The sequence below is a fragment of the Bifidobacterium indicum genome (assembly GCF_036987015.1).
Lineage (GTDB): Bacteria > Actinomycetota > Actinomycetes > Actinomycetales > Bifidobacteriaceae > Bombiscardovia > Bombiscardovia indica.
Genome location: NZ_BTXM01000004.1, coordinates 83,449 through 107,876, shown reverse-complemented (window position 1 = coordinate 107,876; position 24,428 = coordinate 83,449). Strand labels below are relative to the sequence as shown.

Sequence of the window (24,428 nt, the reverse complement as noted above, 5' to 3'; positions counted from 1 at the left end):
ACTTCACCCGACCCGTCACCCAAGACACCACCATCACCGCCCACTGGACCAAGACCGGCCAATGGACCATCAGCCCCGACCACGGACCCAAGGCCGGCGGCACCACCGTCACCCTCACCCCGCCACCCGCACGCGGCATCAGATTCAGCCAGACCAGCGCAGGCACCTACCATTCCATGGGCATCGACTCCAAAGGGGACCTCTACACCTGGGGAGACAACGACTACGGCCAGCTGGGACGCGACACCACCGGCATGTCAGCCAACCGGCCCGGACGGGTCACACCACCCACCGGCGTCACCTTCACCCAGGTCAGCGCCGGAAGCTTCCATTCGATGGCGATCGGCTCCGACGGGAACCTCTACACCTGGGGATGGAACATTTACGGCCAACTGGGACGCGACACCGGCAGCAGCCGTCAGGACAACCGGCCCGGACGGGTCACACCACCCACCGGCGTCACCTTCACCCAGATCAGCGCAGGGGAATACCATTCGATGGCGATCGGCTCCGACGGGAACCTCTACACCTGGGGAGCCGACCTCAGCAGCCAACTGGGACGCGACACCACCAGCACACCCGCCGACCGGCCCGGACGGGTCACACCACCCACCGGCATCACCTTCACCAAGGCCATCACAAGCGGCGACTATTCCGTGGCGCTCGGCTCCGACGGGAACCTCTACACCTGGGGAGACAACAGCAACGGCCAGCTGGGACGCGACACCACCAGCAGCGGGTATTATGGCCGGCCCGGACGGGTCACACCACCCGCCGGCATCACCTTCACCCAGGCCAGCGCGAGCAGCAACCATTGCATAGCGCTCGGCTCCGACGGGAACCTCTACACCTGGGGATGGAACAGTAGCGGTCAGCTGGGACGCGACACCACCGGCACACCCGCCGACCGGCCCGGACGGGTCGCACCACCCACCGGCATCACCTTCACCCAGGCCATCGCAGGCAGCTCCCATTCCATGGCGATTGGCTCCGACAGGAACCTCTACACCTGGGGAGCCAACGCCAGAGGCCAACTGGGACGTGACACCGGCAGCAGCGGGTATGATAACCGGCCCGGACGGGTCACACCACCTACCGGCGTCAGCTTCACCCAGGCCAGCGCAGGCCGCGACTATTCCGTGGCGTTGGGCTCCGACGGGAACCTCTACACCTGGGGAAGCAACAGCTACGGCCAACTGGGACGCGACACCGGTACCGCACCCGCCGATCGGCCCGTACGGGTGGTCTTCCCCTCGCGTGGCAAACCCACCGGGGTGCTCTTCGACCATGCCGTCGGCACCGGACTCATGCCCGGCGCCGACGGCACATGGACGGTCACCACACCCGCCCACGAGGCCGGAGTGGTGCCCGTCACCATCAGCTGGACCCTCGACGGGACACCCCAGGCCGACGACACGAGCAGCACCTACCGGTACGACCGCCCCGCCTACACCGTCACCTTCGACGCCAACGGCGGCACACCCGCCACCCGGACCCAACAGGTCACCGAGGGGGACACGGCCACACGGCCCGCCACCGACCCCGCCAGGGACGGATACCGGTTCGACGGATGGTTCACCGGCACCACGCCCGTCGCCTACGACTTCACCCGGCCCGTCACCCAAAGCATCACCATCACCGCCCACTGGACCAAGGGCGACGGGCAGTGGACCATCAGCCCCGACCACGGACCAGACACGGGAGGCACCACCGTCACCCTCACCCCGCCACCCGCACGCGGCATCAGATTCAGCCAGACCAGCGCAGGAGACTGGCATTCCCTGGGCATCGACTCCAAAGGGGACCTCTACACCTGGGGATACAACGGCAACGGCCAGCTGGGACGCGACACCACCGGCACACCCGCCAACCGGCCCGGACGGGTCACACCACCCACCGGCGTCACCTTCACCCAGGCCGTCGGAGGTGCCTACCATTCCACGGCGCTAGGCTCCGACGGGAACATCTACACCTGGGGAGACAACAGGAACGGCCAGTTGGGACGCGACACCACCGTTACGCCGGCCGACCGGCCCGGACGGGTCACAGCACCCACCGGCGTCACCTTCACCAGGATCAGCGCAGGCTACTGGCATTCCATGGCACTCGGATCCGACGGGAACCTCTACACCTGGGGGAACGATATCTACGGCCAGTTGGGACGCGACACCACCAGCAGCGGTGCACCAACCAACCAACTGCCTGCACCGGTCACACCCCCCGCCGGGGTGCGCTTCACCCTGGTCAGCGCAGGAGGCTATCATTCGATGGCGATCGGATCCGATGGCAATGTATACACCTGGGGAAGCAACAGCAAAGGCCAGCTGGGACGCGACACCACCAGCAGCGGTGCACCAACCAACCAACTGCCTGCACCGGTCACACCCCCCGCCGGGGTGCGCTTCACCCTGGTCAGCGCAGGAGGCTATCATTCGATGGCGATCGGATCCGATGGCAATGTATACACCTGGGGCAACAACGATGGCGGCCAACTGGGACGCAGCAGCAGTGTGACCAGTGGTGCAACCATCGTGGGGAACTCACGACCGGGACCAGTGTCAAACCCAATCGGCAGCACCTTCACCGCGGTCAGCGCGGGATTCAACTATTCCACGGCTCTCACGTCAGATGGGACGCTGATGACTTGGGGTGAAAACGTCTTCGGCCAGCTTGGACGCAAAACCTCCAGCGGATCCACCCCCGGAAAGGTGGGAGCTCCCACTGGGGTCACGTACACCGGTTCCGCAGCCGGATATACTCATTCCATGGCCATTGGATCCGACGGGAACCTCTACACCTGGGGATCAAACGTGGACGGCCAACTGGGCCGCAACCCCGGAGCCATCGCCACCGCAGAGGCCGGTTCGGTGCCCTTCCCCGCACGCGGCATACCTACCCGGGTGCTCTTCGATCGGGACCAGAGCACCGGTCCCACGGCCGGCGCCGACGACACGTGGACGGTCACCACACCGGAACATGCGGCCGGAGGGGTGCCCGTCACCATCAGCTGGACCCTCGACGGGACACCCCAGGCCGACGACACCGGCAACACCTACCGGTACGTCACCATCGGCAGCCTGCCCCTGACAGGAGGCGGCGGCATCCTCTTGATCATTATGATTGGTCTGACTCTCATGGCCACCACGGCCGCAGCCAGACGACACCGACACCCCACCCGCACCACACACACTTCACACGAGTAAGCAGGCCCGTACCGTCACATTCCCCAAACGGCGGCACGGACACCAGGTGGTCCCGCCCCCACCCCCAACAGGGGCGGGACCACCACTTCCCCGCACTACCACGACAACAGCGCGACCAGCCGGAACAACGACGCGCGGTTGATAAGACGCGCCACACCCCAACCGATCCGGACACCCCTGGCTGCCACACCCCAACCTGGGATCACCAAACGCCACGCCATGGAAATCCTTCAATGCAAGGCACCTCTTCCCAGGCGAACAGTGATGCATTTTATCGCAGGAACGTTGATATTGACCAAACCGGAAACGAGGGAGCAACCGGTTCACGGACACCTTACATTAACCGACACCACCCCTACAATTCGCGGCAGGACGCGGTGTGCGGCATTCCCACCGCTCCCATCAACCAGAAACCAGCCACCGATGGTTCCAACCGGAGAAAAACCAGTCATATCAGAGGAAAAGGCCAATCGCGATTCATAACCAATCAGCAACAACATGTCTGGACTCAACGGCAGAAAAGACATACCCAAGCGACACCTGATGGCTGTAGTCGAGGATGACCACCATAGGCATCACGGCCTGGGTCCGCATGCCACGAAAGACCTGACAGCCGGTGAGAAGAAACCCAATGTCATTTCGCCAGCGCATGCACGATATCCAGAACGTCCCCGGCCCTTGTCCAGAGGAGCGAACCACCCTCGCCCGGGAAAAGTCTGCGCGTCGCGGTTGCAATCCTGCTCTGCAGCACCAAGCCATGGTCTGGTGAGTGAACCCTGTCATCCTCGCCGAACAGTATGCTCACAGGGCAGCGCACCGCGGACATGTTAATCCTCCAAGGCCTCATGGCCAGCATGGTGTCCTGCACGTAACCGGCACCGTCGTGTGCAAACCCCTCGGACAGTGCCTGACGGTACCGGGTCAGGAAGGGTTCGCTGGTGTAGAATGTGCTGTCCTTCGCCGTGGAACCGCTGATTACCATATCCTCCATGGACTTCGCGGAGAAATCCTGGAGTACCTTCCGTGCGTCGTCAGGGGATGATACGGCCAGATCGGAAAGCTGCGTGTTCTCCGGGGGCAGCATATCATGGACGGCCGGGTACTGCGTTTCATCAGCGGGAGAGACCAGTACCAGCGCAGTCGCGAAACCCAGTGCCGCCAGCGCGAGACCGAACATGCCACCCTGGGAATTCGCCACCACAGGGACAGATGTAGCCTCCGTGCCAAGCAGGGCCTGAATGAACGTACGGTAATCCTCGGCAGTGTCTGTCATCGTGCGGTTCGGTTCCGGGTCGGACGCACCCATACCGGGTCTGTCCATAGTCAGGATACGGATATCATGCCGTGGAAGGACCTGTTCACCGAAGAGCATGGACTTGCCCATACCGGCCCCGGCTATGAAAAGTACCGGGTCGCCGTCACGGGGGCCGTAGACTCTGCCGGCAAGTCGGCGACCCTCGCGGGTTTCCACCATCACTTCGTTGCCTGTGCTCATGTCAACCACTCTACGACAACCCGACATAGGCCCAGGACTTCCACAGCTTTGGGCGCAAACTCCTTGACCGGTACCCATGTGCTGTTCTTCAACCCCACCCATTGATATATGAAGGAGGTCTCCTCGGTGCACCCTGGGAACCCAGGACCCGCCACGTTATACCACGACACGAAGAACGATCTGGCAGGCGCCGCCCCTCCGGCACGGCCGGATTATTGTTGCACGCGGGAAGAATCCAAAATCGGCCACCAACCCCCAATTCGCCTGATACCCGCTCCTCACATAGCAGGTGTCCATTCCAGCCGACGAGGGAAGCCGGACCGCTACAGTCTTTGGCACCTCCGGACGTTCTGCAGTTCTGCATATAGAGTCTTATACCGCCCCCCCCCCCCATGTCGACCATGATATTGACCGATCGCACGCTGTCCGAGGAATCCGGATTGAAGGTGACGCACGACAGCTCCGTATAATTCCAGACACCACCACCGCAACGGGTGTTCTTCCACTGCCGGTCATGGTCGATAACCGCGTAGACAGCAGGTTCCTGTTTCGAATCGCCCGTCTTGTAGGCATTGATCGAAGATTTGGCATCCGGATAGTCAAGGTCGTCGTCAATGGGGATGACCAGGTAGTCGTAAACGCCTGAATTCACTATTTCATGAACGGTAGATGCCTCAGCCCCGTTCTTAGTCCGTGTAAGAGCTCCATGGGTTTGGTATCGACCTGAGTCTCCAAACCGCCGGTCATGGCCGGCGGTCCCTGTGTTCCGATGCCGATCACCGAGACATACAGCACAGCCGGGCGGAACATGGCAAGCAGCGCGCCCTTGAGGAGTCTGGACATTCGCAGAAGGCATCCGATCGCCATCGGAACACCCGTGGAAGCGGCTTCCTTCCCTGATCTCCTGTCACTACGGTTCCGGCTCGGTCGATTTTTCGACGAGGAACATATACCCCTCCCTCGCGTTGCTTTCAGGCCATTTGCATCTTCATAAAGCGAACCATGGTGTTGTGATGAAAAGTCGTACAGGAATCACCATATTGGCTTTTCCCGGTCATCACTTGTTGCCGTCCATCAATTAGCAGCCATTTTTCATTGTCTAAGACAACACGCTTCAGGAGCCATCATGGAAGAGGACGGATATCCCATGACCGGCCGGACATACACAGGTTGCTCCACCACCATGAGGATCACGCACAGGCGGGTATCGCGACGTTTACGCCTCGGCGTAGCTCGCCACGAAGAAGATCGCTGACACGTTAGCCTGCTCTCGGCCATCCTGACGGCGGCGTCCGCAGACCTCACGAACCCGTCTTCCCGGCCTTCTCGGCTTCGCCGACCCACAGTCTGTAGTCGTCGATTCGCCTGGTTCCACAGGCGCTCAAGCATCTCCCGGGCCTCTTCCCTGCCTTCACTCCTTGGTGCTGAGACCTTTCCTCATCGGACTTCGCACCTGCACGGTGACCACTCAGCCACGATACGGGCATGATCGCGCATGAACGTCGGCCGTCGATCCTCGCCGCACGTGATCATAGCCATCCCCGGGTGACTGCTGGTTTCCATACCAGGGATACCTGCCGTCCCGCTGGAACAGATACAGCAGCCGATAACCGAATAATCCCCCGCAGAGTCGGGTTCGAAGTCTCAGAAACTCAAACTACCGAGATTCATGATCACGTTCCGGTAGTGCACATCGGCATCGACACAGGGTGTCCATGGCACCGATGGTGCTTGCCATCCTGTCCTTCGGACCGTTGCTGATCACCGGGGATCATGCCCCGGAACCACATGTCTGTTCCTTGCATTACGGAGGTGCACCACCGGGTGCGAAGTATTTCTCCTCGAGTACGTCGAATCGGACCTCCGCTGTCCCTCACCCGTCGGTACCGTTCATCCCCTTCACCGGATCAGGCGAGCTGCGGGTTGCCCCCGTTCAAAAGGTCGTATGCTTCGAGACCGCAGGCAGCCATCCAGGTGTCGACACCAGCACTGCCTATCCGATATCCAAGATTCCCTCAACCCGTGCCCCGCCTGCATATGCATCCGCAATCGGTTGCGATACCCGCGATCGTCACCAGATGCAAAGCAGACCGCTCACACGCCAGAGTGTATATACCGCGGCAGGAACGACCGACCTTCCATCAATGCGGGGATTCATGGTCAACGATATAATCGTTATCGCTAACATATAGGGCGTATACAATGAGGCCCATACCGGACAAAGGAGTGATTCATGGTGAGTTTGTCTGATTTTTCGTCTGAGGTGCGTGCCGAGGTCAAGCAGGTGCGCGAACAGGTCGCCACCCTGCACGAGCAGCTGCTCAAATGGAACCTGGTCGTCTGGACCGCCGGCAACGTCTCCCAACGCCTGCGCAGCGCCGACCTCATGGTCATCAAACCCTCCGGCGTCCGCTACGAATACCTCACACCCGCCTCCATGGTCGTCACCGACCTGGACGGCAACCTCGTCGACGGCGGCGAGGCCCCCTCCTCAGACACCCTCTCCCACGCCTACATCTACCGCCACATGCCCGACGTCCACGGCGTCGTCCACACCCACTCCACCTACGCCACCGCCTGGGCCGCCACCGGACGCGACATCCCCTGCACCCTGACCATGATGGGCGACGAATTCGGCGGCGACATCCCCGTCGGACCCTTCGAACTCATCGGCAGCGAAGCCATCGGCAAGGGCGTCGTCGACACCCTCCACGACCACCCCGGATGCCCCGCCGTCCTCATGCGCAACCACGGCCCCTTCACCATCGGCAAGGACGCCGAGGACGCCGTCAAGGCAGCCGCCATGACCGAAGAGGTCGCCCACACCGTATGGGCCGCCGAACAAATAGGCACACCCATCCCCATCAACCACGACGACATCACCAAACTCAACAACCGATACAAGAACATCTACGGCCAACACTGAAACACCACCAACAGGTTCCGGCCCATACCAAGTGAGGGGGCCGGACGAAGACCCCGACCCCGTCCGGCCCCCTCACTCCACCACACCCCGGACCATATCGGAAACCAGGAAACGAACGAAGCGACACCACACCGCACCTCACCCGACACCACCAACCATCCACCAATCCGATAGCATGGGCATTGGCATGATCCACTTCATCCGGTTCGAGTCGGTTTCGGGAGGGACTCCGCCTGCCGGGTCTTATGAACAACAAGAACCTCATGCGGCGAGCTGCTTGGCGCGGCATCGGATGAGGCAAACGATCAATTGATGCACATATATGGACCTTGCCGACGACTGACGGAGATTTCAACCGTCATGCGGCGGAAAGGTCGGATGATCGGTTCCGTAATGACGTATGCGTTGTGCGACCGTCGATACGCCATACCCTCGAAACGGTGCTATTTTGAGTCCCAATCTCATACGACCATGTGGCCGTGTCGTTTATCTGCAGTGCTTTTTCATGGAAGAAGGATGTGGATTATGGCAAGCGTTGCAGGGGGGGGGCACGGAGCGCTCATTGATTCCACCCTCGAGCTTTGTTGCGCCAGCCGCGTGGGCATGTACGACGAATCCCGGCACGCATTTGAGGAAACCGTGACCGATCCGGGAAAACCGTGCATTACCCATCATGAAGGGGAACCATGCACATCACCGATATGATGCCCTTGCTCGGCATTTGAACCAGTCACGGACCGCCCCTGATACATGCTCGGCCAAGGACGGGTTGGCAACCACAATGACCGTGCTGCACCATACAGGAAACCGGCATGATTCGAACTGGAACCAATCGATTTCGCTGATCGGCGGGGACTGTGCTCCGTATGCGCATCGTGACCTGAAATCAGCCCACAACATGACGAAGCACAGCAATCGGGAGATGGTCTGTGGACGGAGTATCGCCTGTGGCTCTGACCAATCAGGAAGCAACGGCGGGCTCGATGCCTCCGCAGCATGAACGGCCGTGCTGCTGATCATCGGCAAGGAGGCTCTGATATGACAAGACTGCTGTCACCGTCCGTGGTGTTTTTTCTCATACTCTCCTGGATTCCGGCGATGGTGAACGGCAGGGGGTATGGAGCCCTGTTTGACATGGAACCACGCACTGATGTCGTCGGACGGGCCGACTCCTTGGGAGAGCCGTTATACGGTCTTGGTGTTCCCGGGGGGGGGGGCATTGTATGCATGCCGCTTGTTGTGGTGGTGATACGATCCGTGTTCGTGGCCAGAGACGGGAACGGCAGAGTGGTCGATTCCATCGATGTGGGTCTTCCGATCGCCATCGCCGTCCTGGGGCACGCGGCGATGATGATGTCGGCGCCCCGATCGGGGCGGGTGCCGTCTGCGCTCAGGAATCCGATGAATCAGTTTGCCCCGCCTTTTCGCTGATGCTGGTCGTATCCGCCATCATGGCGGTCCCCTCAACGGGGATCCCCTTGAAGGAGCCTGGCAGGGGCGTGTGCCTGATGGGTCTGTCGATCGGGGCCGTGAAGGCGATATGGGTATGTGCGCTTCTGGTCACGGGGACGGCTGGTCTGGTCATGACCGCGCGTGTTGCCATCACCGGCTTCGTGACACCCATATTCGCTCTTGTCGCCCTCATCATGCTTTTCATCGGCATGGCGGCCTCGTTCGGCAAGTCGGATATCCATGATGCCGGGTATCGGTATTCGCTGGTACGAGGCATCGATGGCAAGGAAGGAGAAGCACAGGAAAAACCGGGGAGGAATGGAATGCTGTGCATGCTGGTGCTGCTTGCGGCGATTTACCTCGCATGGCTGTACCGGAAAAAACAGCGTGGCGATCTACGCAGAAACGGCCATGCGGGCTTGAGAACCAGGAACATCATGGCATCCGATAAGACCTGGAGCCATATCCACCGGAAGTATCCATGGGTGTTCCTGGCGGCGGCCGCCCTCCTGATGGCCATGGGGATCGACCTGGCCATCAGCTGTATCCTGACCAGGGCCTACAGCGATACCGCCGAGTACAGCAGGCAGATGCAGGGTTCGGATCACCGGTCCTGACCGGTCATCAGTGTTCCCCGACCAGCCAGCCACCGTAAACGACGGGGAGGGGTATCAGCCAATCCGCTCAAGCGGAAAGGTTCACTGAAACAGGGTTCCCCGCCCATGTTCCATCCGGCTCGCGATTCGCTTTTCGGCCACGTTCTCGGATACGACCGCACCACCAGCACCCTCAGCAGCAGTATCGGACTGGTCCTGATCGGCCGTGTCATGGGACCCGGACCAACGACGAGGACAGGCATGCAGCCTGCCCCGGATACCATGAACATGAATACGATCGGCGGATCAGAGCAGGACCAAGGCCCCGGATCATCGGCACCTGTCAAGGTTCAACCCCCCGAGGCCTGACCACCAGGATGGGCTGCATATGCTTCCGTACAACGAAGCGTGCGGAATATGCCTGCAACCGGTCCTGCTTCATGATGTCTGGTACCTGGACGGCATCCGACATCTCATGCCGAACGGATAACCCGGTGCATTCGCTGCCGGTCATCCAGACACCTTGGACGGGGTGCAAATGCATGGACCATACATACCAACCTGCCGGGTTCCGCATCGGCCGGGATGGACCCGAACCGCGAACGACCATCCTGTCAGGCATCGTTCCACGGGAAATCATGATGAACATTTGTTCAACTTTTCTTCAATACTCCTGATTCAACTGTTTCATAATTCACCCATAGTGGGTAAAGATACCCTTGCATGAGCGGCTATTAGGCAGGAAAAGGGATCATTTGCTGGTCAGTTGTACCCTATCGACCCCGGTCGCTGGCCATGAACACATGTTCACGCATCCAACCCTACAGGCCGCTTTCACACCCTATCGTGAAACCGTGATGACAATCATACCGGACCACCGGAAGCGGCCGGTGCGAACACAGCGGTCACGAGGCGACGGTCGCCCCGAATCGTAGTGCCGCATTCACCTTTCAGGCCGTCATCGACCCATTGATGACGATGGGGGTCCCGGACCGATGTGCAGGACACGACAGGAGAGTGAACGAGCATGACCGCCAATGCACTGGGGATTTACGAGAAGGCCCTCCCCCAGGACTTGTCCTGGCAGGAGACCTTTGAGCTGGTCCACGACCTGGGATTCAACTTCCTGGAGTTCTCGGTGGACGAAAGCGATGACCGTCTGGCCCGACTGGACTGGACCGACCACGACCGTGAGCTCTTCCGCCAGGCCATGTGGAAGACCGGGAGCCGGATCAACACCCTCATGTTATCCGGACACCGCCGCTTCCCCCTGGGAGCATCAAACCCCGAGACCCGTGCCAAGTCGCTGGAAATGATGGACAAGGCCATAGACCTGGCAGTCGATCTGGGCATCCGCAACATCCAGATGGCCGGGTACGACGTCTATTACGAGCCCAAGACCCAATCAAGCCGGGAGCTCTTCATGGAAAACCTGGAGACCTGCGTGCACATGGCCGCCAAAAAGATGGTCATGCTCTCCATCGAAACCATGGATGACCCCTTCATGAATTCCTTGGAGAAGGTCGTCTATGTGAAGTCGCAGATTCACAGTCCCTGGCTCCAGGCCTACCCGGACCTGGGCAACCTGACCGCATGGCCCCAGAACGAGGTGGGCCGTGAACTCGAGACCTACATCGACAACATCGTGGCTGTACATCTCAAGGACACCAAACCCGTGACCGCCACCTTCCCGGGCCAGTTCCGCGACCTCGCCTTCGGCGAGGGGACCGTGGACTTCGAGGCCTGTCTGCGGACCTTCGTCAGGCTGAAATACTCGGGAAGCTACACAATCGAGATGTGGACACAGAAGTCGGCCGACCCGGTGGCCGAAGCCCGCAAGGCCAAGGCCCGGTTCGACGCCCTCTTCGAGAAGGTGGGCATCCGGCAGGAGCCCGTGACCACCACCAGACGATGAAGGCCATGCAGCCCATATCGATGCACATTACTTGTATAAGTTGATGAACATGACATACTAAGGAGAGTCTTATGGCCGTTTTGTCTGATTTTTCGTCTGAGGTGCGTGCCGAGGTCAAGCAGGTGCGCGAACAGGTCGCCACCCTGCACGAGCAGCTGCTCAAATGGAACCTGGTCGTCTGGACCGCCGGCAACGTCTCCCAACGCCTGCGCAGCGCCGACCTCATGGTCATCAAACCCTCCGGCGTCCGCTACGAATACCTCACACCCGCCTCCATGGTCGTCACCGACCTGGACGGCAACCTCGTCGACGGCGGCGAGGCCCCCTCCTCAGACACCCTCTCCCACGCCTACATCTACCGCCACATGCCCGACGTCCACGGCGTCGTCCACACCCACTCCACCTACGCCACCGCCTGGGCCGCCACCGGACGCGACATCCCCTGCACCCTGACCATGATGGGCGACGAATTCGGCGGCGACATCCCCGTCGGACCCTTCGAACTCATCGGCAGCGAAGCCATCGGCAAGGGCGTCGTCGACACCCTCCACGACCACCCCGGATGCCCCGCCGTCCTCATGCGCAACCACGGCCCCTTCACCATCGGCAAGGACGCCGAGGACGCCGTCAAGGCAGCCGCCATGACCGAAGAGGTCGCCCACACCGTATGGGCCGCCGAACAAATAGGCACACCCATCCCCATCAACCACGACGACATCACCAAACTCAACAACCGATACAAGAACATCTACGGCCAACACTGAAACACCACCGCACGTCATTCAGGAGGGCCTGCAGGAAGCTGAAACGCACCGCAGGTCCTCTTCCTCTGCCGAGCGACAGACGGCGGTTGCGGCCGACCCGGTCGCCGAACCGGAGCCCGCCAATCGACAAACCCAAAACCGCCGACATTGACGTCCGTACCAGCCAGGTTATCGGGTCGAGCCTGACAAGAAGAGGCAGGCCAAGGAATCTCATACTCTCCAGCTAGCATAAGACCGAGGAAATCGGTAATCACAAAGCAGGAGTTCAATGGCAGACTTCGATGAGCTGAGCGCTGATCTGGATATGGCACAACTGGCCGAAAAGCGACGCAGGCACATACGGCTGATGAGCTGTCTGGGCATCTGTGCAGGCGGTCTCTACGGATATGCCCTGACCTCCTTGTCGGGTGCTCTGGTAAGCATGAACATCGGTTCCGGGCACCTTGGCCATCTGAACGCCTCCGAGCAGGGCATGGTGACATCCAGCCTCCTCCTCTGTGCCGCCCTGGGCTCTTACCTGGCCGGAATGTTCAACGACAGATTCGGTCCCCACCACCTCATCCTGACCGGCGCCCTCCTGTCGATTCCCGGAGCCGCCCTGAGCGCCCTGGCACCGAACCTGCTCCTTCTGATACTGGGTCGAGGAATCATAGGCATGGGCATCGGCATGACATCGACCATCGTTCCCATCTACCTGGCCGATATGATCGGGGTCGGGGAACGAGGACGTCTGGTCTCGATCAACTCGGTCATGATCGTGGTCTGGCAGCTACTGGCGGTCAGTGTCAACGCTGTGCTCAACCAACTGGGTGCCGGATGGCGTTCCATGCTCTGGACCGTCATGGTCCCGGCTGTCCTTCTGTCTCTGATCGCCCTGGCCATCCACGATTCCCCCGCCCATCTCGTCCGACACGGTCTGCATACCGAAGCCGTTAGACTCCTGCACACCACCCATGGTGGATCCGAGGCCCGTGACACCTATGATTCCCTGGTCAAGGAGAACCGACAGCACCAGAACTCCGAGGGCAAACCCGCCAAGGCAACCTTCTCAACCCCCTGGCTACGCAGGATTCTGGTCATCGGCATAGGACTGGGCATGATCAACCAGCTGACCGGCTTGAACATCGTCAACTACTATGCTCCTACCATCTTCGTGTCCACCCTCGGTTTCGACCCCTCCTTGTCCATCCTGACCACGGTCCCGGTCATCCTGGTCTCGGCCCTGGCTTCGGTCATCGGCGGGCTGGGCCTGATCGACCGATTCAACAGACGAACCATCCTGGCCGTGGGACTGGGAGGCACCATTGTCTTCCTGATCGGCATCGGTGTCTCATATCTCTTCATCGAATCCCCGAACGGGTCGAAAACGGCGGCCTGGATCATGATCGCCATGATGATGGTCTACGTCATCTTCGTCCAGGGTCTGGTATCTCCCGTCACCTGGCTCCTCCTGGCCGAGATCTTCCCGGCAAGCATCAAGAGCCGAGGCATGGGCTACTCCAACGTGGCCATGAACCTGAGCAATTTCGCCCTCTCCCTGTTCTTCCCGATCCTGTTGAACGGCCTGGGTGGGTCCGGAACCTACCTTCTCTTCGCAGCCATCAACATCGGTAGTCTGGTCTTCGCCCTTGCCATGGTGCCGGAAACCCGCGGCAAGAGCCAGATGCAAATCGAGCAGGAGGCCCGGGAAAGGGGCTGACGAAACCCCCCTATCGGCCAGACACCCAGCATGTCTATACCCTCGCTTTTATTTGTTAGATATCTAACGAATGAAAGTGAGCGACATGCACACGGATTACGGTAAGGGCATCAAGCGAGCCGCCAACCTGATGGCACGATCGATGGACTCCTACGCCGCGAGGTTCGGACTGACCGGTCGCCAGCTCTCCATCATCGACTTCCTGTCTACGGAAGGCAGTCACAGTCAGCACGACATCGAGGAGGAATTCGACATCAGGCGATCAACCGCCACCGCCGCCTTGCAACGCATGGAGGAAAGCGGGCTGGTCACCACCCGAAGGGCAGACCATGACGGCCGGCAGAAAGTGGTCACCATGACCGCCAAGGCGCGAGGGCTCGGCAAGGCCGCCTCGGACTACATCAAGGCCCAGGACCAAGCCATGGAGGATCGATTCTCCTCCAAGGAGCTGGATACCTTCAACCAGGTTCTGTCATACTTCATCGGGCTCAATTCAGAATCCGACGAGTCGCAGGAAGTTGAGGGTGGCCATGACTGAGAACAAGACGGCAGACACCGCGAGCAGCGGAATGGAGAGCACCATCCCACCCCAAGTCATAGGCGCCGTCCTCGCCGCCGGGATCATGTCCTTCTGCGGGGTGATCGTGGAAACGGCCATGAACATCACCTTCCCGACATTGATGAAGGAATTCAGGGTGGGCACGGACAGCGTGCAGTGGATGACCACGCTGTACCTCCTGGTCGTGGCCTCGATCACCCCGCTTTCAGCCGCGTTGAAACGCCGCTTCACCGACAGGACACTCTTCCTCTGGGCCAATCTCCTCTTCCTGGTGGGCGTACTGATCGACGGTATGGCCGGTCACTTCTGGCTTCTGCTTCTGGGCAGGGCGGTTCAAGGACTGGGAACCAGCATCGCTCTTCCGCTCATGTTCAACATCATCCTGGACAAAGTGCCAGCCCGGCGCATCGGCACCATGATGGGCGTCGGCACCCTGATCACCGCCATCGGACCGGCTGTGGGACCCACCTTCGGCGGACTGGTCTCCACCACCATCGGCTGGCGGTTCATTTTCGTCTTCCTGGTGCCGGTTCTTCTGGCCTCATTGATTCTCGGCCTGGTCTGCATCCGTGCCAAGCCAGCTTTCCACCAGGCTGCAGGCCTGAACCCTGTGGATGTCCTCCTGATCGTTCTTTCCTTCAGCGGACTCATCTTCGCAATCAGCAACGCTTCTGCAGGGGTCCTGTCCTGGCGGTTCACCGGCTCGCTGTCGGTCGGAATTGCCTCCATGACATGGTTTATCTACCGGTCAATCCATCAGAACAAGCCGATCATCGATATGCGTCTATTCACAGACAAGCTGTTCAGTCTCCACATCTGCGCCTACATCCTCTATGAGGTATGCGCACTGGCCCTGTCCTTCATCCTGCCGAACTACATCCAGCTGGTCAACGGCCGCAACGCTCTCCAAGCGGGACTGATAGTCCTACCGGGCGCTGCCTTAGGAGCCGTCCTGGCACCCTTGTCAGGGAGAATCTACGACCAACTCGGCGCTCGAGTTCCCATTCTCTCTGGCAGCCTTATCTCCATGATCGGTCTGACAGGATTCGCCCTCTTTGGCAGGAGACTTTCCGATGGTCTCATTATCGTCCTCTATATCTGCTTCATGCTCGGCATCGGGCTGAGTTTCGGCAATATCATGACCAACGGGCTCCGGCAGTTGACCCAAGGCGAGCAGACTGATGGCAACGCCATCTTCAACACCGTCCAGCAGTTTGCGGCCGCCCTGGGATCCAGCACGGCCGCAACCCTGGTCTCTGCTGGTCAGGCTGCGGAGACCAGCCAGAGGCTTGGCACCATTGAGGGATCCTGGCACACCTTCGTGCTCCTGGTCGTCCTGGGGTTTGCGGAGACGGCTTTGGCCTTCATTCTGACCGTCCGACGGCGGTCGGCATATCGTTAAGGAGGAAGTCCCAACCGCCGACCCGACCGGCCTCCTTGCCGGCGGTGACGATCAGACCGTGATACTCCCTCAGATCATCCAGGGAGAAATCGCCCAGATCGATGAATTCGCTCTGGTGCCGCAGGGCCTGATTGTAATCCTTCATGGACGGGTAACACAGTGCCTGCATCAGACGCAGGGCGTAGGCGTCCCAGATGAAGCACTTCTGCCCGAAGGCATAGAGACGGATCACATCCGCTGTTTCATTCCCGATTCCCGGCACGGCTAGGAGGTCCTCCCTGAGGCGGGGATCCTGGCTGGGTACCATGTCGGGTCCGTCATACCCCTGATTCATCAGCCAGGAGGCCAGACTCCTCAAGGCCCGGCTTTTGGCCTTCATGAATCCGCTGGGACGGATCAGGTCGGCCAGCTCCTCATCATCCACCAGGGAGAGGGCCCGCTGGTTGAGCAGATTCGACTCCTTGAGCCTGAGGAGCGATACATCGACGTTACGCCATGCCGTGTGTTGGACCAGGATGGCTCCGACCATCATCTCGAAGTGGGAGTCCGCCGGCCACCAGTCCTGCCTCCCATACCTCTTGGACAGGAGGAAGAAGAGCCGAGCGGCATCAGCACGGTGCTCCCCCTTGAAGGGAATCCTGGCCATATTCCACCTTTCCGAGGTTGTCGCTGCCTTTCCCGGACGGGATGCCGGGCAAGGAAAGGAAATGCCGTCCACCGAAACGAACCGGCTGACGGCTGACAGGCACTCAGAGATGCGACCCGGCCATGACCGGAAGATCCTGCCTCGGTATTCTCAGATACCGAAGACCTCCTTGGCCAACTTGGCGATGGTGTCGCCGCTCAGCTCCGCCGCGTCGTTCTTGCACTGGTTAATCCTGCCGAAGAGTCTGTCTGCGTCATTGTAGGAGAGGGGCTTGCCGATCTCCTTGGAGAGGTCGACCAGCTCTTCGATGGTTTGCAGCTTGCCCATTTTGTCCACCAAGGTCTTTTCGTCCATGTCTTACTCCTCTGTAAACGGCAATCATGATGCCGAAGGTTACTTCCACTTTCCAGTTCTAATCGTTCCGACCGCCCTTGTAAAACATCGGAGCGCCCCGTCGGCCAACAGGGCCCTCCGAGTGCTTCGGGACATCACCCCCTCCCCCTCGTTCCCGGCGGCACCCTCCTAGAGGAGCTCGTAAGAGAAATCATGAATCTGCCTGAGGGTCTCCCGACTCTCGTCCAGCCAGGACATGCCCACCGGGTATACATGCCCCAGGGTCTGCCCCTTGAAGGGCCTGGGATCGTGCAGCTCGAAAACCCGCCCGTGACGTTGCAGGGCCAGACCCATGGCCAGGGCATCACCCTGCAGAAAGTCATCGCTGCTGGTATTCAGGAAGATTGGCGGAAAATCAACCATGCCGGCCATCGTATCCGGGTCGGCCATCCCGGCGCCCGCGGTCTGTCCGAAACCGGCGAAGAAGTCGGGGGCCACCTTCATCAGGGAGTCGGTATTAGACCCTAATGATTCATATCCACCCTTGGTCACCTTCAGGTAGGGTGTCAGGTCGAACAAACCCGAGATCATGGCCCCACCAATGGGGGTCAGATCGGCCCGGGGCAGTCCCAGGGCCTGGGCGAACCCTCCTGAGGACTCAATCGCCAGGGCATAGAGTCCCAAGGTGCCACCCGCGGAATCACCGATGATGAAGACACTGTTCGGATCAAGGGGAAAGAGTCTCATATGGTTCTTGATCCAGGCCAGGGCCTGTGTCACGTCACGAAGCTGCCCCATGAAATCGGTGGAAGGGATCAACCGGTAATTGATGGAGAAGACCGCAAAGCCCAGCGCTGCAAGGTGGGTGCAGAAGTTCCGGTTGAGCTCCTTGTACCCATACATGAACCCACCACCATGGATGTCGATATAGACGGGCAGGGTCCTGCCGTTGCGCAGAACGGCCTCATGGGGCAGGTAGAGGTCCAGTCGGTGCGCGCGCAGGCCGTCATCGACATAGGCCATGTCGTTGATGCAGTCCACACCATCGGGGACCAGCCAGTTCCTGGCCCGCATCCCGTCGGTTCCGGCGAACTCCAGCCTGGTGCCGAGCACTGCACGGGCGATGACGGGATCACAACCCTCCAGATCACCGTCGACCTCGGTCCATCCGGAGTACAGCCGCCGGTCCTCGTCACTGACCCTCAGCTCATCAGCATCACTCATCATCCAGCCTTCATGTCATCGAGTCATACTCCATCGGTCTCGGGCCGGGCAGGGTCTTCATGAGGAAGACGAAGCCCAGACCCTCACACATATAAGTGTAGGACAGATACACATGCCCGGTCGGGGCCGTCACGCTGCCCGGGAAGGGTATCTGATACCGGACGGAACGGCATGGGCCCTGACCCCGACGGATACAATATCTCTCAGGCAAGCGGACGAAAAGTCCGGACCGTCCACAGAAAGGTCGACGATGACTATCGCAAGCTATGAGGGTGTATCAGCCACCAGCCTTGGCCTGCCCGCCACCGCGGCCATCCCCGAAGCCAAGGGACACCTGCCCGTCCAGGTCTTCACAACCAGACCACCGATTTCGTCCCGGCTCAAGCAGCACTTCGCCACCAAGGTGGAGTCGATTGTCATGCTCTCCCTCCTGAGCCCCGGTACAACCGGGTTGGCGGATGGGGTACGGTGCCATGAAATCCTGGTCATGGCCGTCGGTCTGAAGAGCGAAGACCTGCCTGTCGATGTCCTGGAACATATCGCCTCCCTGCGTTCCTCGGGAATCATCTTCGCCTGCATCCACCCCAGCAAGGGGGAAACCGTATGCACCATGGGCCTGCGCCGCGCCCTCCCGACCCGACCGGGCCATCAGCAGGAATACGGGATGCACCTGGGCCAAACCCAGACAATCAGCCAAACAGCCCTGCAGGTCACCGGATCCACCATGGATGACCTCTGGGACAGCCTCGGCGCCCAGATCATCCTGGGGACGATCGACGGGAACGACCTGGACCAGCGCATCGCCAGGCGCGAGCGCATCAGCGGCCTGCTTGACCAGGAGAGCAAGCTGGCCAGGGACCATGGCCGGGCCAAGTCCACCCAGGACCGGAACACGATCTACGCCAAGCTCCACAAGGTCCGCAACGAACTTGAGAAACTCCAGACCGAGTGAGTCCACATGGGGACCGGCCCGACCGGTCATTCCTGGTTCATGTTCCGTTCGAAGGCCCGATACTCCCTGATGGCGAAGGCCGCCTCGAGCACCGGGTAATCCTTCAATGAGCGGGGATTGTAGCCGGTCTCCTTCGCCAAGGCATCCAACCGGTTCTGCATGGTGTTTTTATGGATGAAGAGTTCCTGGGCGGCATGGGTGATGCTTCCGTTGTGTTTGGTGTAGGCGTGGAAGATCTCTGCGAACCAGTCGATGCGTTCCTCCTTCATTCCCGCGAAGACGTGTTGCACGAATTCCTCTGCCAGAGCCGGGGGCAGGGCCGGGATGATCAGTCCCCCGTCAAGGTCGTCGTAACGATGGACCCCCGTCATCCCTGCGAAACAGGTCCAATGGACGACGGTGCAGGCCTGGTCATAGCTCCGCCAGTATTCCTGCGGATGGGACATGACCCTGCCCATGCCTAGCAGGACGTCTGAACCAACCGCCTCGCCCAGGCCTGTCTGGAGTGCCTGGGCGAATTCCTTCAGGGTGCCGGAGGGCAGGTCGTGGATGAAAATGCGGAAATCCCTTGGTCCCACGGCAAAGAGGGGCGCATCAAAGGACAGACAGATCGAGCAGAGCCGGTCATAGAGGTTGTCCTGGTCGAGTCGCTCCAGCCGTACGCCGGGGGCAAAGCCGATCAGGGCCGACCTGGGCCGGGCAAGGTCCACATCCAAGGTCATGGAAAGCGCCTCCATGAGACCGTCATCCTTGTGCTCCATGGTCAGGAGGTTGACCAGGTTCCCCGTCATGATCCTACGGTTGAACCGGGTGATCTGCTCCATATTCGCCCGCAGGAGTATCTCGGTCATCTTTTCGATGATTCGTCCCAGGGATCCCACCTCATCCAGAGGGCCGGTTATCCCGATGACCGCCACCACGGAATCGTTGAACAGCACAGGGACATTCACCCCATCACGCGCACCCTGGTAAGGACGGTCCTGGTCGACCATAATGGTGACACCACTCCCGGCCGCCTTGCAGGCTGCATCATGATAGGTACCGATCCTCGAGGAGTCGGTGCTGGCCGTCATGATTCCTTTGGTATCGAAGAAATTGATGTCGTAATGGAGCACATCCTTCAGATTGTCGACGATATTCTGTGCGATACGTGGATCGATATTCATGAGGCCTCCCTTGGGGAATAGTACACGTACCATTTGTATAACCGGATCAGGGTCAGAATGTCGGTATGGGTAATGTGGCGCATGCACCGCTCATCAAGCCATAATATAGGCGAAACCTGGGTGTTTTGACAGTTCCGCAGACAGATCGGGGCGCTGTTGCTCTTGGTCCATGTCACACGGGACCCCTGCTTCAAAGGAGACGGAGTGAATATCGCAATAACCTGGTGGGCCGCATTGATTGGCCTGGCTTTGGCCATCGTGCTCATCCTCGGAAAACTCAATACCACCTATGCCCTCATGCTCGGCGCCATCGTGGGCTGCCTGATCGGTGGAGCCTCGCTCTCCCAGACCGTCAAGATCGTGGTAGAAGGTTCCCAGAGCGTCATGGGAACCGTTGTCAGGGTACTGGCGGCAGGTGTCCTGGCTGGCGTGATGATGGAGTCCGGCGCCGCCAACCGCATAGCCCGGGCCATCGTCGACAAGCTCGGCGAACGGCTGGCCATCTTCTCCCTGGCTCTGGCCACGATGATCATCTGCGCCGTAGGGGTATTCATCCCCGTGGCCGTTCTGATTGTGGCCCCGATCGCCATCGAGGTGGGCAGCCGGCTGAAGATTTCCAAACTGGCCCTGCTCATCGCCCTCTCAGGTGGCGGCAAGGCCGGCAACATCATCTCCCCCAACCCCAACACCATCGCCGTGGCATCAGGTTTCCACATCCAACCCTCGGCTGTCATGATCGGCAGCTTCGTCCCCGCGGTCTTCGGCCTGGCCATGGCGATCTTCCTGGCCTCCATGGTTCAGCACAGGGGACGGGTCGTCACCATGGACGATCTTGGTGAAGACCCGGACAGCCAGAGGTCCCGAAAGGGCCTGCCCTCGCTCGGACGTTCCCTGGTGGCCCCGGTCACCGCCGTGGTCCTCCTCCTCATCAATCCCGTCGGTTCGGTCCTGCACATCTCCCTCCTGGAGAAGTTCCAGGTGGATGCCATGTACATCCTCCCCCTGGCATCGATCCTCGGTCTTCTGGCCATGGGGCAAGGAAGGCGCATCCTGGAGTTCACCAGTGCCGGCCTGCAACGCATGGTCGACGTGGTCCTCATCCTGATCGGGGCTGGTGCCCTGGGAGGACTGATCACCAACTCCGACCTGCCCAAGCAGATTGTTTCCCTGATTGACGCCATGGGCGTACCCGGCTCCATGCTGGCCCCGATCGCCGGCATTTTGATGGCGGCCGCCACGGCATCCACCTCGACAGGCGTGATTCTGGGCAGCAGCTCCTTCGGACAGTCCATCCTCTCCTTCGGCACCTCAGGAGTGGCAGCAGCGGTCACCATGCAGGCGGGGGCCACGGTGATCGACCAGCTCCCCCACGGCAACTATTTCCATGTCACGGCGAAGTCCCTGAACATGAGTTTGGGCGAGCGCATGAAAGTGGTCCCCTTCGAGTTCCTGGTCGGCCTTACCATGACCCTGGTTGCCACGCTCATGTATCTGGTCTTCTAGGCAAGAACACCGATGGACCATACACGAACCCAAGTTTCAGCACTGCCATGAAAGGTGAACCCATGAAAATCATCATCGCCCCCGACTCCTTCAAGGGGAGCCTGAGTGCCCGAGAGGCGGCCCGGGCCATAGAGGAGGGATTGCGCAGGAGCGGCATCCAGGCGGATTACGTTCAGGTTCCCATGGCGGATGGCGGGGAGGGTACGGTCCGTTCCCTGGTCGACGCCACCCGGGGAACAATCGTGGACGCCCAGGTTACGGGACCTCTGGGCGACCCCGTCCAGGCCTACTATGGGATTCTGGGAGACGACCGGACCGCGGTCATAGAAATGGCAGCGGCCAGCGGAATCCAGTTTGTCAATGAGAAGACCAAAAACCCACTGATCACCACCACCTACGGGACAGGACAGCTTATCAAGGAGGCCCTGGACCGGGGGGTGGATGAGTTCATCATCGGCCTTGGGGGTTCCGCCACCAACGACGGAGGGGCAGGCATGGCGCAGGCCTTGGGCGTCAGACTCCTCGACGGCCGGGATCGGGACCTCCCCTATGGTGGCAAGGCCCTGGAGAACCTGGCCAGGATAGACTGCTCCGGACTGGATCCCAGACTCACCAAGGCCCGTATCCGTCTGGCCTCGGACGTGACCAATCCTCTGACCGGACCCCAGGGGGCATCGGCTGTTTTCGGCCCCCAGAAGGGCGCGAACCAAGCCATGATCCAGACCCTGGATGCGGCACTGGGCCACTATGCCGATGTCATCAGGCGCGATCTCGGCCGGGACGTGGAACAGACGGCAGGGGCAGGGGCTGCAGGTGGATTGGGTGCCGGCTTCCTGGCCTTCACCGATGCCGGGATGCATTCCGGCATCCGGATCGTAGTGGAAACGACCGGTCTGAAGGACAAGGCCCGTGGGGCCGACATCTGCTTCACCGGTGAGGGCGGCATCGACTTCCAGACCAAGTTCGGCAAGACCCCCATGGGCACGGCGCAGGCCGTCAAGGAAGTGGCTCCCGACTGCAAGGTCATCGCCCTGGCCGGTTCGGTGGGTGAGGGCATCGACCAGCTCTACCAGATCGGTATCGACGCCGTCTTCGGAATCAGCCCCGGGGCGGTCAGCCTCGATCAGGCCATCGAGGGCACATCCACGAATCTGGCCCGGGTGGCCGAAAACATCGGAAGACTGATCAGGTAGTACCGATCGCCGACTCCGGCAAGGACAGGTCAGGGGGTGTCGGATGCGCCTCGTATCCGACACCCCCTGCGTATTTCAATCAACCGGACCCGATTGGCAATCAGGCCGGTCGGCACGGGCCGGAACCCCGCCCGACCGCCGGGAAAGGTCAGTCGAAGTCGGTGATGACCGAGCGGATGACCTCGCCCTTGACCAGCTGCTCGTAGGCCTCGTCGATCTGACTGAGCTTGATGTGCTGGCTGACGATGTCATGCATGTTCAGCCTCCCATCGACGGCCAGGTCGGCGTACATGGGGATGTCATGCTTGATGTTGGTCGAGCCCATCCAGACGCCCTTGAACCCACGCTGGTGGACCAGAAGCTCCGCGGGGTTGATCTCCAGGGAGATGGTGGCATCGGGCTTGGCCAGACCGATCGGGTAGGCGGTGCCGCCCACGCCGAGCATGTCCCAGGCCTGCTTCATGGTGGCCTGCAGACCGATGGCCTCGAAGGCCTCGTCCACACCGCCGTCGGTGAGCTCACGCACCTTGGCGACCGGGTCCTCGTTCTTGGAGTTGATCACGTCGGTGGCACCGAACTTCCTGGCGAACTCCAGCTTGTTGTCGAAGACGTCGATGGCGATGATCCTTTTGGCACCGCAGATGCTGGCACCGGAGATGATGTTCAGGCCGATGCCGCCGGTGCCGATCACGGCCACGGTGTCGCCAGGACGGACGTGGGCCGTGTTGATGGCGGCACCTGCCCCGGTGATGGTGGCGCAGCCGATGCAGGCGGCCTCGTCCCACTTGACCTGGTCATTGACCACGGCCAGCTGGTTCTCGTGGATCAGGGCCTTCTCGGCGAACCCACCGGTGCCGAATGCCTGGGTGATGGGCCGACCGTCGGGGAAGGAGAGACGGGGCTTCTCATCAGCGCCGCGCACACACTCCTGCTGCTGGGTGCAGGATTGGGGCTGACCCTTGAGGCAGTTGGCACAGTGACCACAGACCTGCTCCAGGGAGGCAACCACATGATCCCCCACCTTGATCCCCGACACCTCGGGACCGACGGCCTCGACGATGCCGGCGATCTCGTGGCCGATCACAGCCGGGAATGGGAAGAACTTGTCGTCGTCCTCGACCAGGTGAAGGTCGGAATGGCATAGGCCGGAAGCCTGCACATCTACCAGAACCTCGGCCTTGATCGGGTCGTCAATGATGATCTCCTCGGGCTGGGCGAATCCCTTCCCGATACCATAGGCCAGTGAGGCCTTAATCTTCTGAGACATATGTCTCCTTTGTAATACGATGCACCGGCTTTCAGTCGGTGCAGAATCCGATGCTTCCTTGGCGGTGACTCTGTGAATAGACTTGATCCCACAAGCGGTCTTTGCTTGTTTATATTCATTCTAGCCCGGATCA

18 protein-coding genes are annotated in these 24,428 nt (G+C 60.6%); 11 read left to right on the top strand and 7 right to left on the bottom strand.

Going from position 1 to position 24,428, the window contains the following annotated elements:
- The coding region (locus AACP59_RS08420; protein WP_339352937.1) for an RCC1 domain-containing protein at positions 1–3,203 on the top strand (3,203 nt) is incomplete at its 5' end.
- Positions 3,204–3,837: 634 nt separating this feature from the next.
- On the opposite strand, the gene AACP59_RS08415 is transcribed toward AACP59_RS08420, so the two are convergent.
- Positions 3,838–4,698, bottom strand: coding sequence for an alpha/beta fold hydrolase (locus AACP59_RS08415; RefSeq protein ID WP_297317259.1), 861 nt, complete (start codon positions 4,696–4,698; stop codon positions 3,838–3,840).
- Positions 4,699–6,931: 2,233 nt separating this feature from the next.
- Between AACP59_RS08415 and AACP59_RS08410 the strand changes: the two genes are divergently transcribed.
- On the top strand, positions 6,932–7,624 hold the full coding sequence (locus AACP59_RS08410; protein ID WP_339350712.1) for an L-ribulose-5-phosphate 4-epimerase: 693 nt from the start codon (positions 6,932–6,934) through the stop codon (positions 7,622–7,624).
- A 1,390-nt stretch (positions 7,625–9,014) separates the two neighbouring features.
- Here AACP59_RS08410 and AACP59_RS08405 read toward each other — a convergent pair.
- Positions 9,015–9,227, bottom strand: a complete 213-nt coding sequence (locus tag AACP59_RS08405; protein ID WP_339352936.1) for a hypothetical protein — start codon at positions 9,225–9,227, stop codon at positions 9,015–9,017.
- Between AACP59_RS08405 and AACP59_RS08400 the strand changes: the two genes are divergently transcribed.
- The 6 genes from AACP59_RS08400 (at position 9,208) to AACP59_RS08375 (ending at position 16,011) form a co-directional block, all read left to right on the top strand.
- Positions 9,208–9,693, top strand: coding sequence for an SdpI family protein (locus AACP59_RS08400; protein WP_339350709.1), 486 nt, complete (start codon positions 9,208–9,210; stop codon positions 9,691–9,693). The two genes, AACP59_RS08405 and AACP59_RS08400, sit on opposite strands and share 20 nt — an antisense overlap.
- A 1,006-nt stretch (positions 9,694–10,699) precedes the next feature.
- Entirely contained in the window at positions 10,700–11,587 is an 888-nt protein-coding gene (locus tag AACP59_RS08395; RefSeq protein ID WP_339350708.1) for an L-ribulose-5-phosphate 3-epimerase, read from the top strand.
- A gap of 71 nt (positions 11,588–11,658) precedes the next feature.
- Complete coding sequence (locus AACP59_RS08390; RefSeq protein WP_339350706.1) at positions 11,659–12,351, top strand: L-ribulose-5-phosphate 4-epimerase; 693 nt, start codon at positions 11,659–11,661, stop codon at positions 12,349–12,351.
- A gap of 268 nt (positions 12,352–12,619) precedes the next feature.
- Positions 12,620–14,050 (top strand): sugar porter family MFS transporter, encoded by a 1,431-nt coding sequence (locus AACP59_RS08385; RefSeq protein ID WP_339350704.1) that lies wholly within the window; start codon positions 12,620–12,622, stop codon positions 14,048–14,050.
- A gap of 70 nt (positions 14,051–14,120) precedes the next feature.
- Positions 14,121–14,588: a MarR family winged helix-turn-helix transcriptional regulator gene (locus AACP59_RS08380; RefSeq protein WP_339350702.1), complete on the top strand. Its 468-nt coding sequence runs from the start codon at positions 14,121–14,123 to the stop codon at positions 14,586–14,588.
- The gene (locus tag AACP59_RS08375; RefSeq protein WP_339350700.1) at positions 14,581–16,011 is read left to right on the top strand and encodes an MFS transporter; all 1,431 of its coding nucleotides are present in this window, start codon (positions 14,581–14,583) and stop codon (positions 16,009–16,011) included. Before AACP59_RS08380 ends, AACP59_RS08375 begins: the two co-directional genes overlap by 8 nt.
- On the opposite strand, the gene AACP59_RS08370 is transcribed toward AACP59_RS08375, so the two are convergent.
- The 3 genes from AACP59_RS08370 to AACP59_RS08360 form a co-directional block, all read right to left on the bottom strand.
- Entirely contained in the window at positions 15,974–16,657 is a 684-nt protein-coding gene (locus tag AACP59_RS08370; RefSeq protein ID WP_339350698.1) for an endonuclease III domain-containing protein, read from the bottom strand. The two genes, AACP59_RS08375 and AACP59_RS08370, sit on opposite strands and share 38 nt — an antisense overlap.
- 150 nt (positions 16,658–16,807) lie before the next feature.
- The gene (locus AACP59_RS08365) at positions 16,808–17,011 is read right to left on the bottom strand and encodes a hypothetical protein (protein ID WP_297317341.1); all 204 of its coding nucleotides are present in this window, start codon (positions 17,009–17,011) and stop codon (positions 16,808–16,810) included.
- 168 nt (positions 17,012–17,179) lie between these two features.
- A complete protein-coding gene (locus AACP59_RS08360) occupies positions 17,180–18,214 on the bottom strand; it encodes an alpha/beta hydrolase (RefSeq protein WP_339352935.1) in 1,035 nt (344 codons plus the stop codon).
- A gap of 250 nt (positions 18,215–18,464) precedes the next feature.
- Here AACP59_RS08360 and AACP59_RS08355 point away from each other — a divergent pair, with 250 nt between their 5' ends.
- The gene (locus tag AACP59_RS08355) at positions 18,465–19,166 is read left to right on the top strand and encodes a DUF4391 domain-containing protein (protein WP_339350695.1); all 702 of its coding nucleotides are present in this window, start codon (positions 18,465–18,467) and stop codon (positions 19,164–19,166) included.
- A 26-nt stretch (positions 19,167–19,192) separates the two neighbouring features.
- On the opposite strand, the gene AACP59_RS08350 is transcribed toward AACP59_RS08355, so the two are convergent.
- On the bottom strand, positions 19,193–20,332 hold the full coding sequence (locus tag AACP59_RS08350) for a CdaR family transcriptional regulator (protein WP_339350694.1): 1,140 nt from the start codon (positions 20,330–20,332) through the stop codon (positions 19,193–19,195).
- Positions 20,333–20,536: 204 nt separating this feature from the next.
- Between AACP59_RS08350 and AACP59_RS08345 the strand changes: the two genes are divergently transcribed.
- Positions 20,537–21,835: a GntP family permease gene (locus AACP59_RS08345; RefSeq protein ID WP_339350692.1), complete on the top strand. Its 1,299-nt coding sequence runs from the start codon at positions 20,537–20,539 to the stop codon at positions 21,833–21,835.
- A 62-nt stretch (positions 21,836–21,897) separates the two neighbouring features.
- On the top strand, positions 21,898–23,028 hold the full coding sequence (locus AACP59_RS08340) for a glycerate kinase family protein (protein WP_339350690.1): 1,131 nt from the start codon (positions 21,898–21,900) through the stop codon (positions 23,026–23,028).
- A 148-nt stretch (positions 23,029–23,176) separates the two neighbouring features.
- Here the strand turns inward: AACP59_RS08340 and AACP59_RS08335 are convergent, their stop codons facing one another.
- Positions 23,177–24,295 (bottom strand): zinc-binding dehydrogenase, encoded by a 1,119-nt coding sequence (locus AACP59_RS08335; protein ID WP_339350688.1) that lies wholly within the window; start codon positions 24,293–24,295, stop codon positions 23,177–23,179.
- Positions 24,296–24,428: the final 133 nt, after the last annotated feature.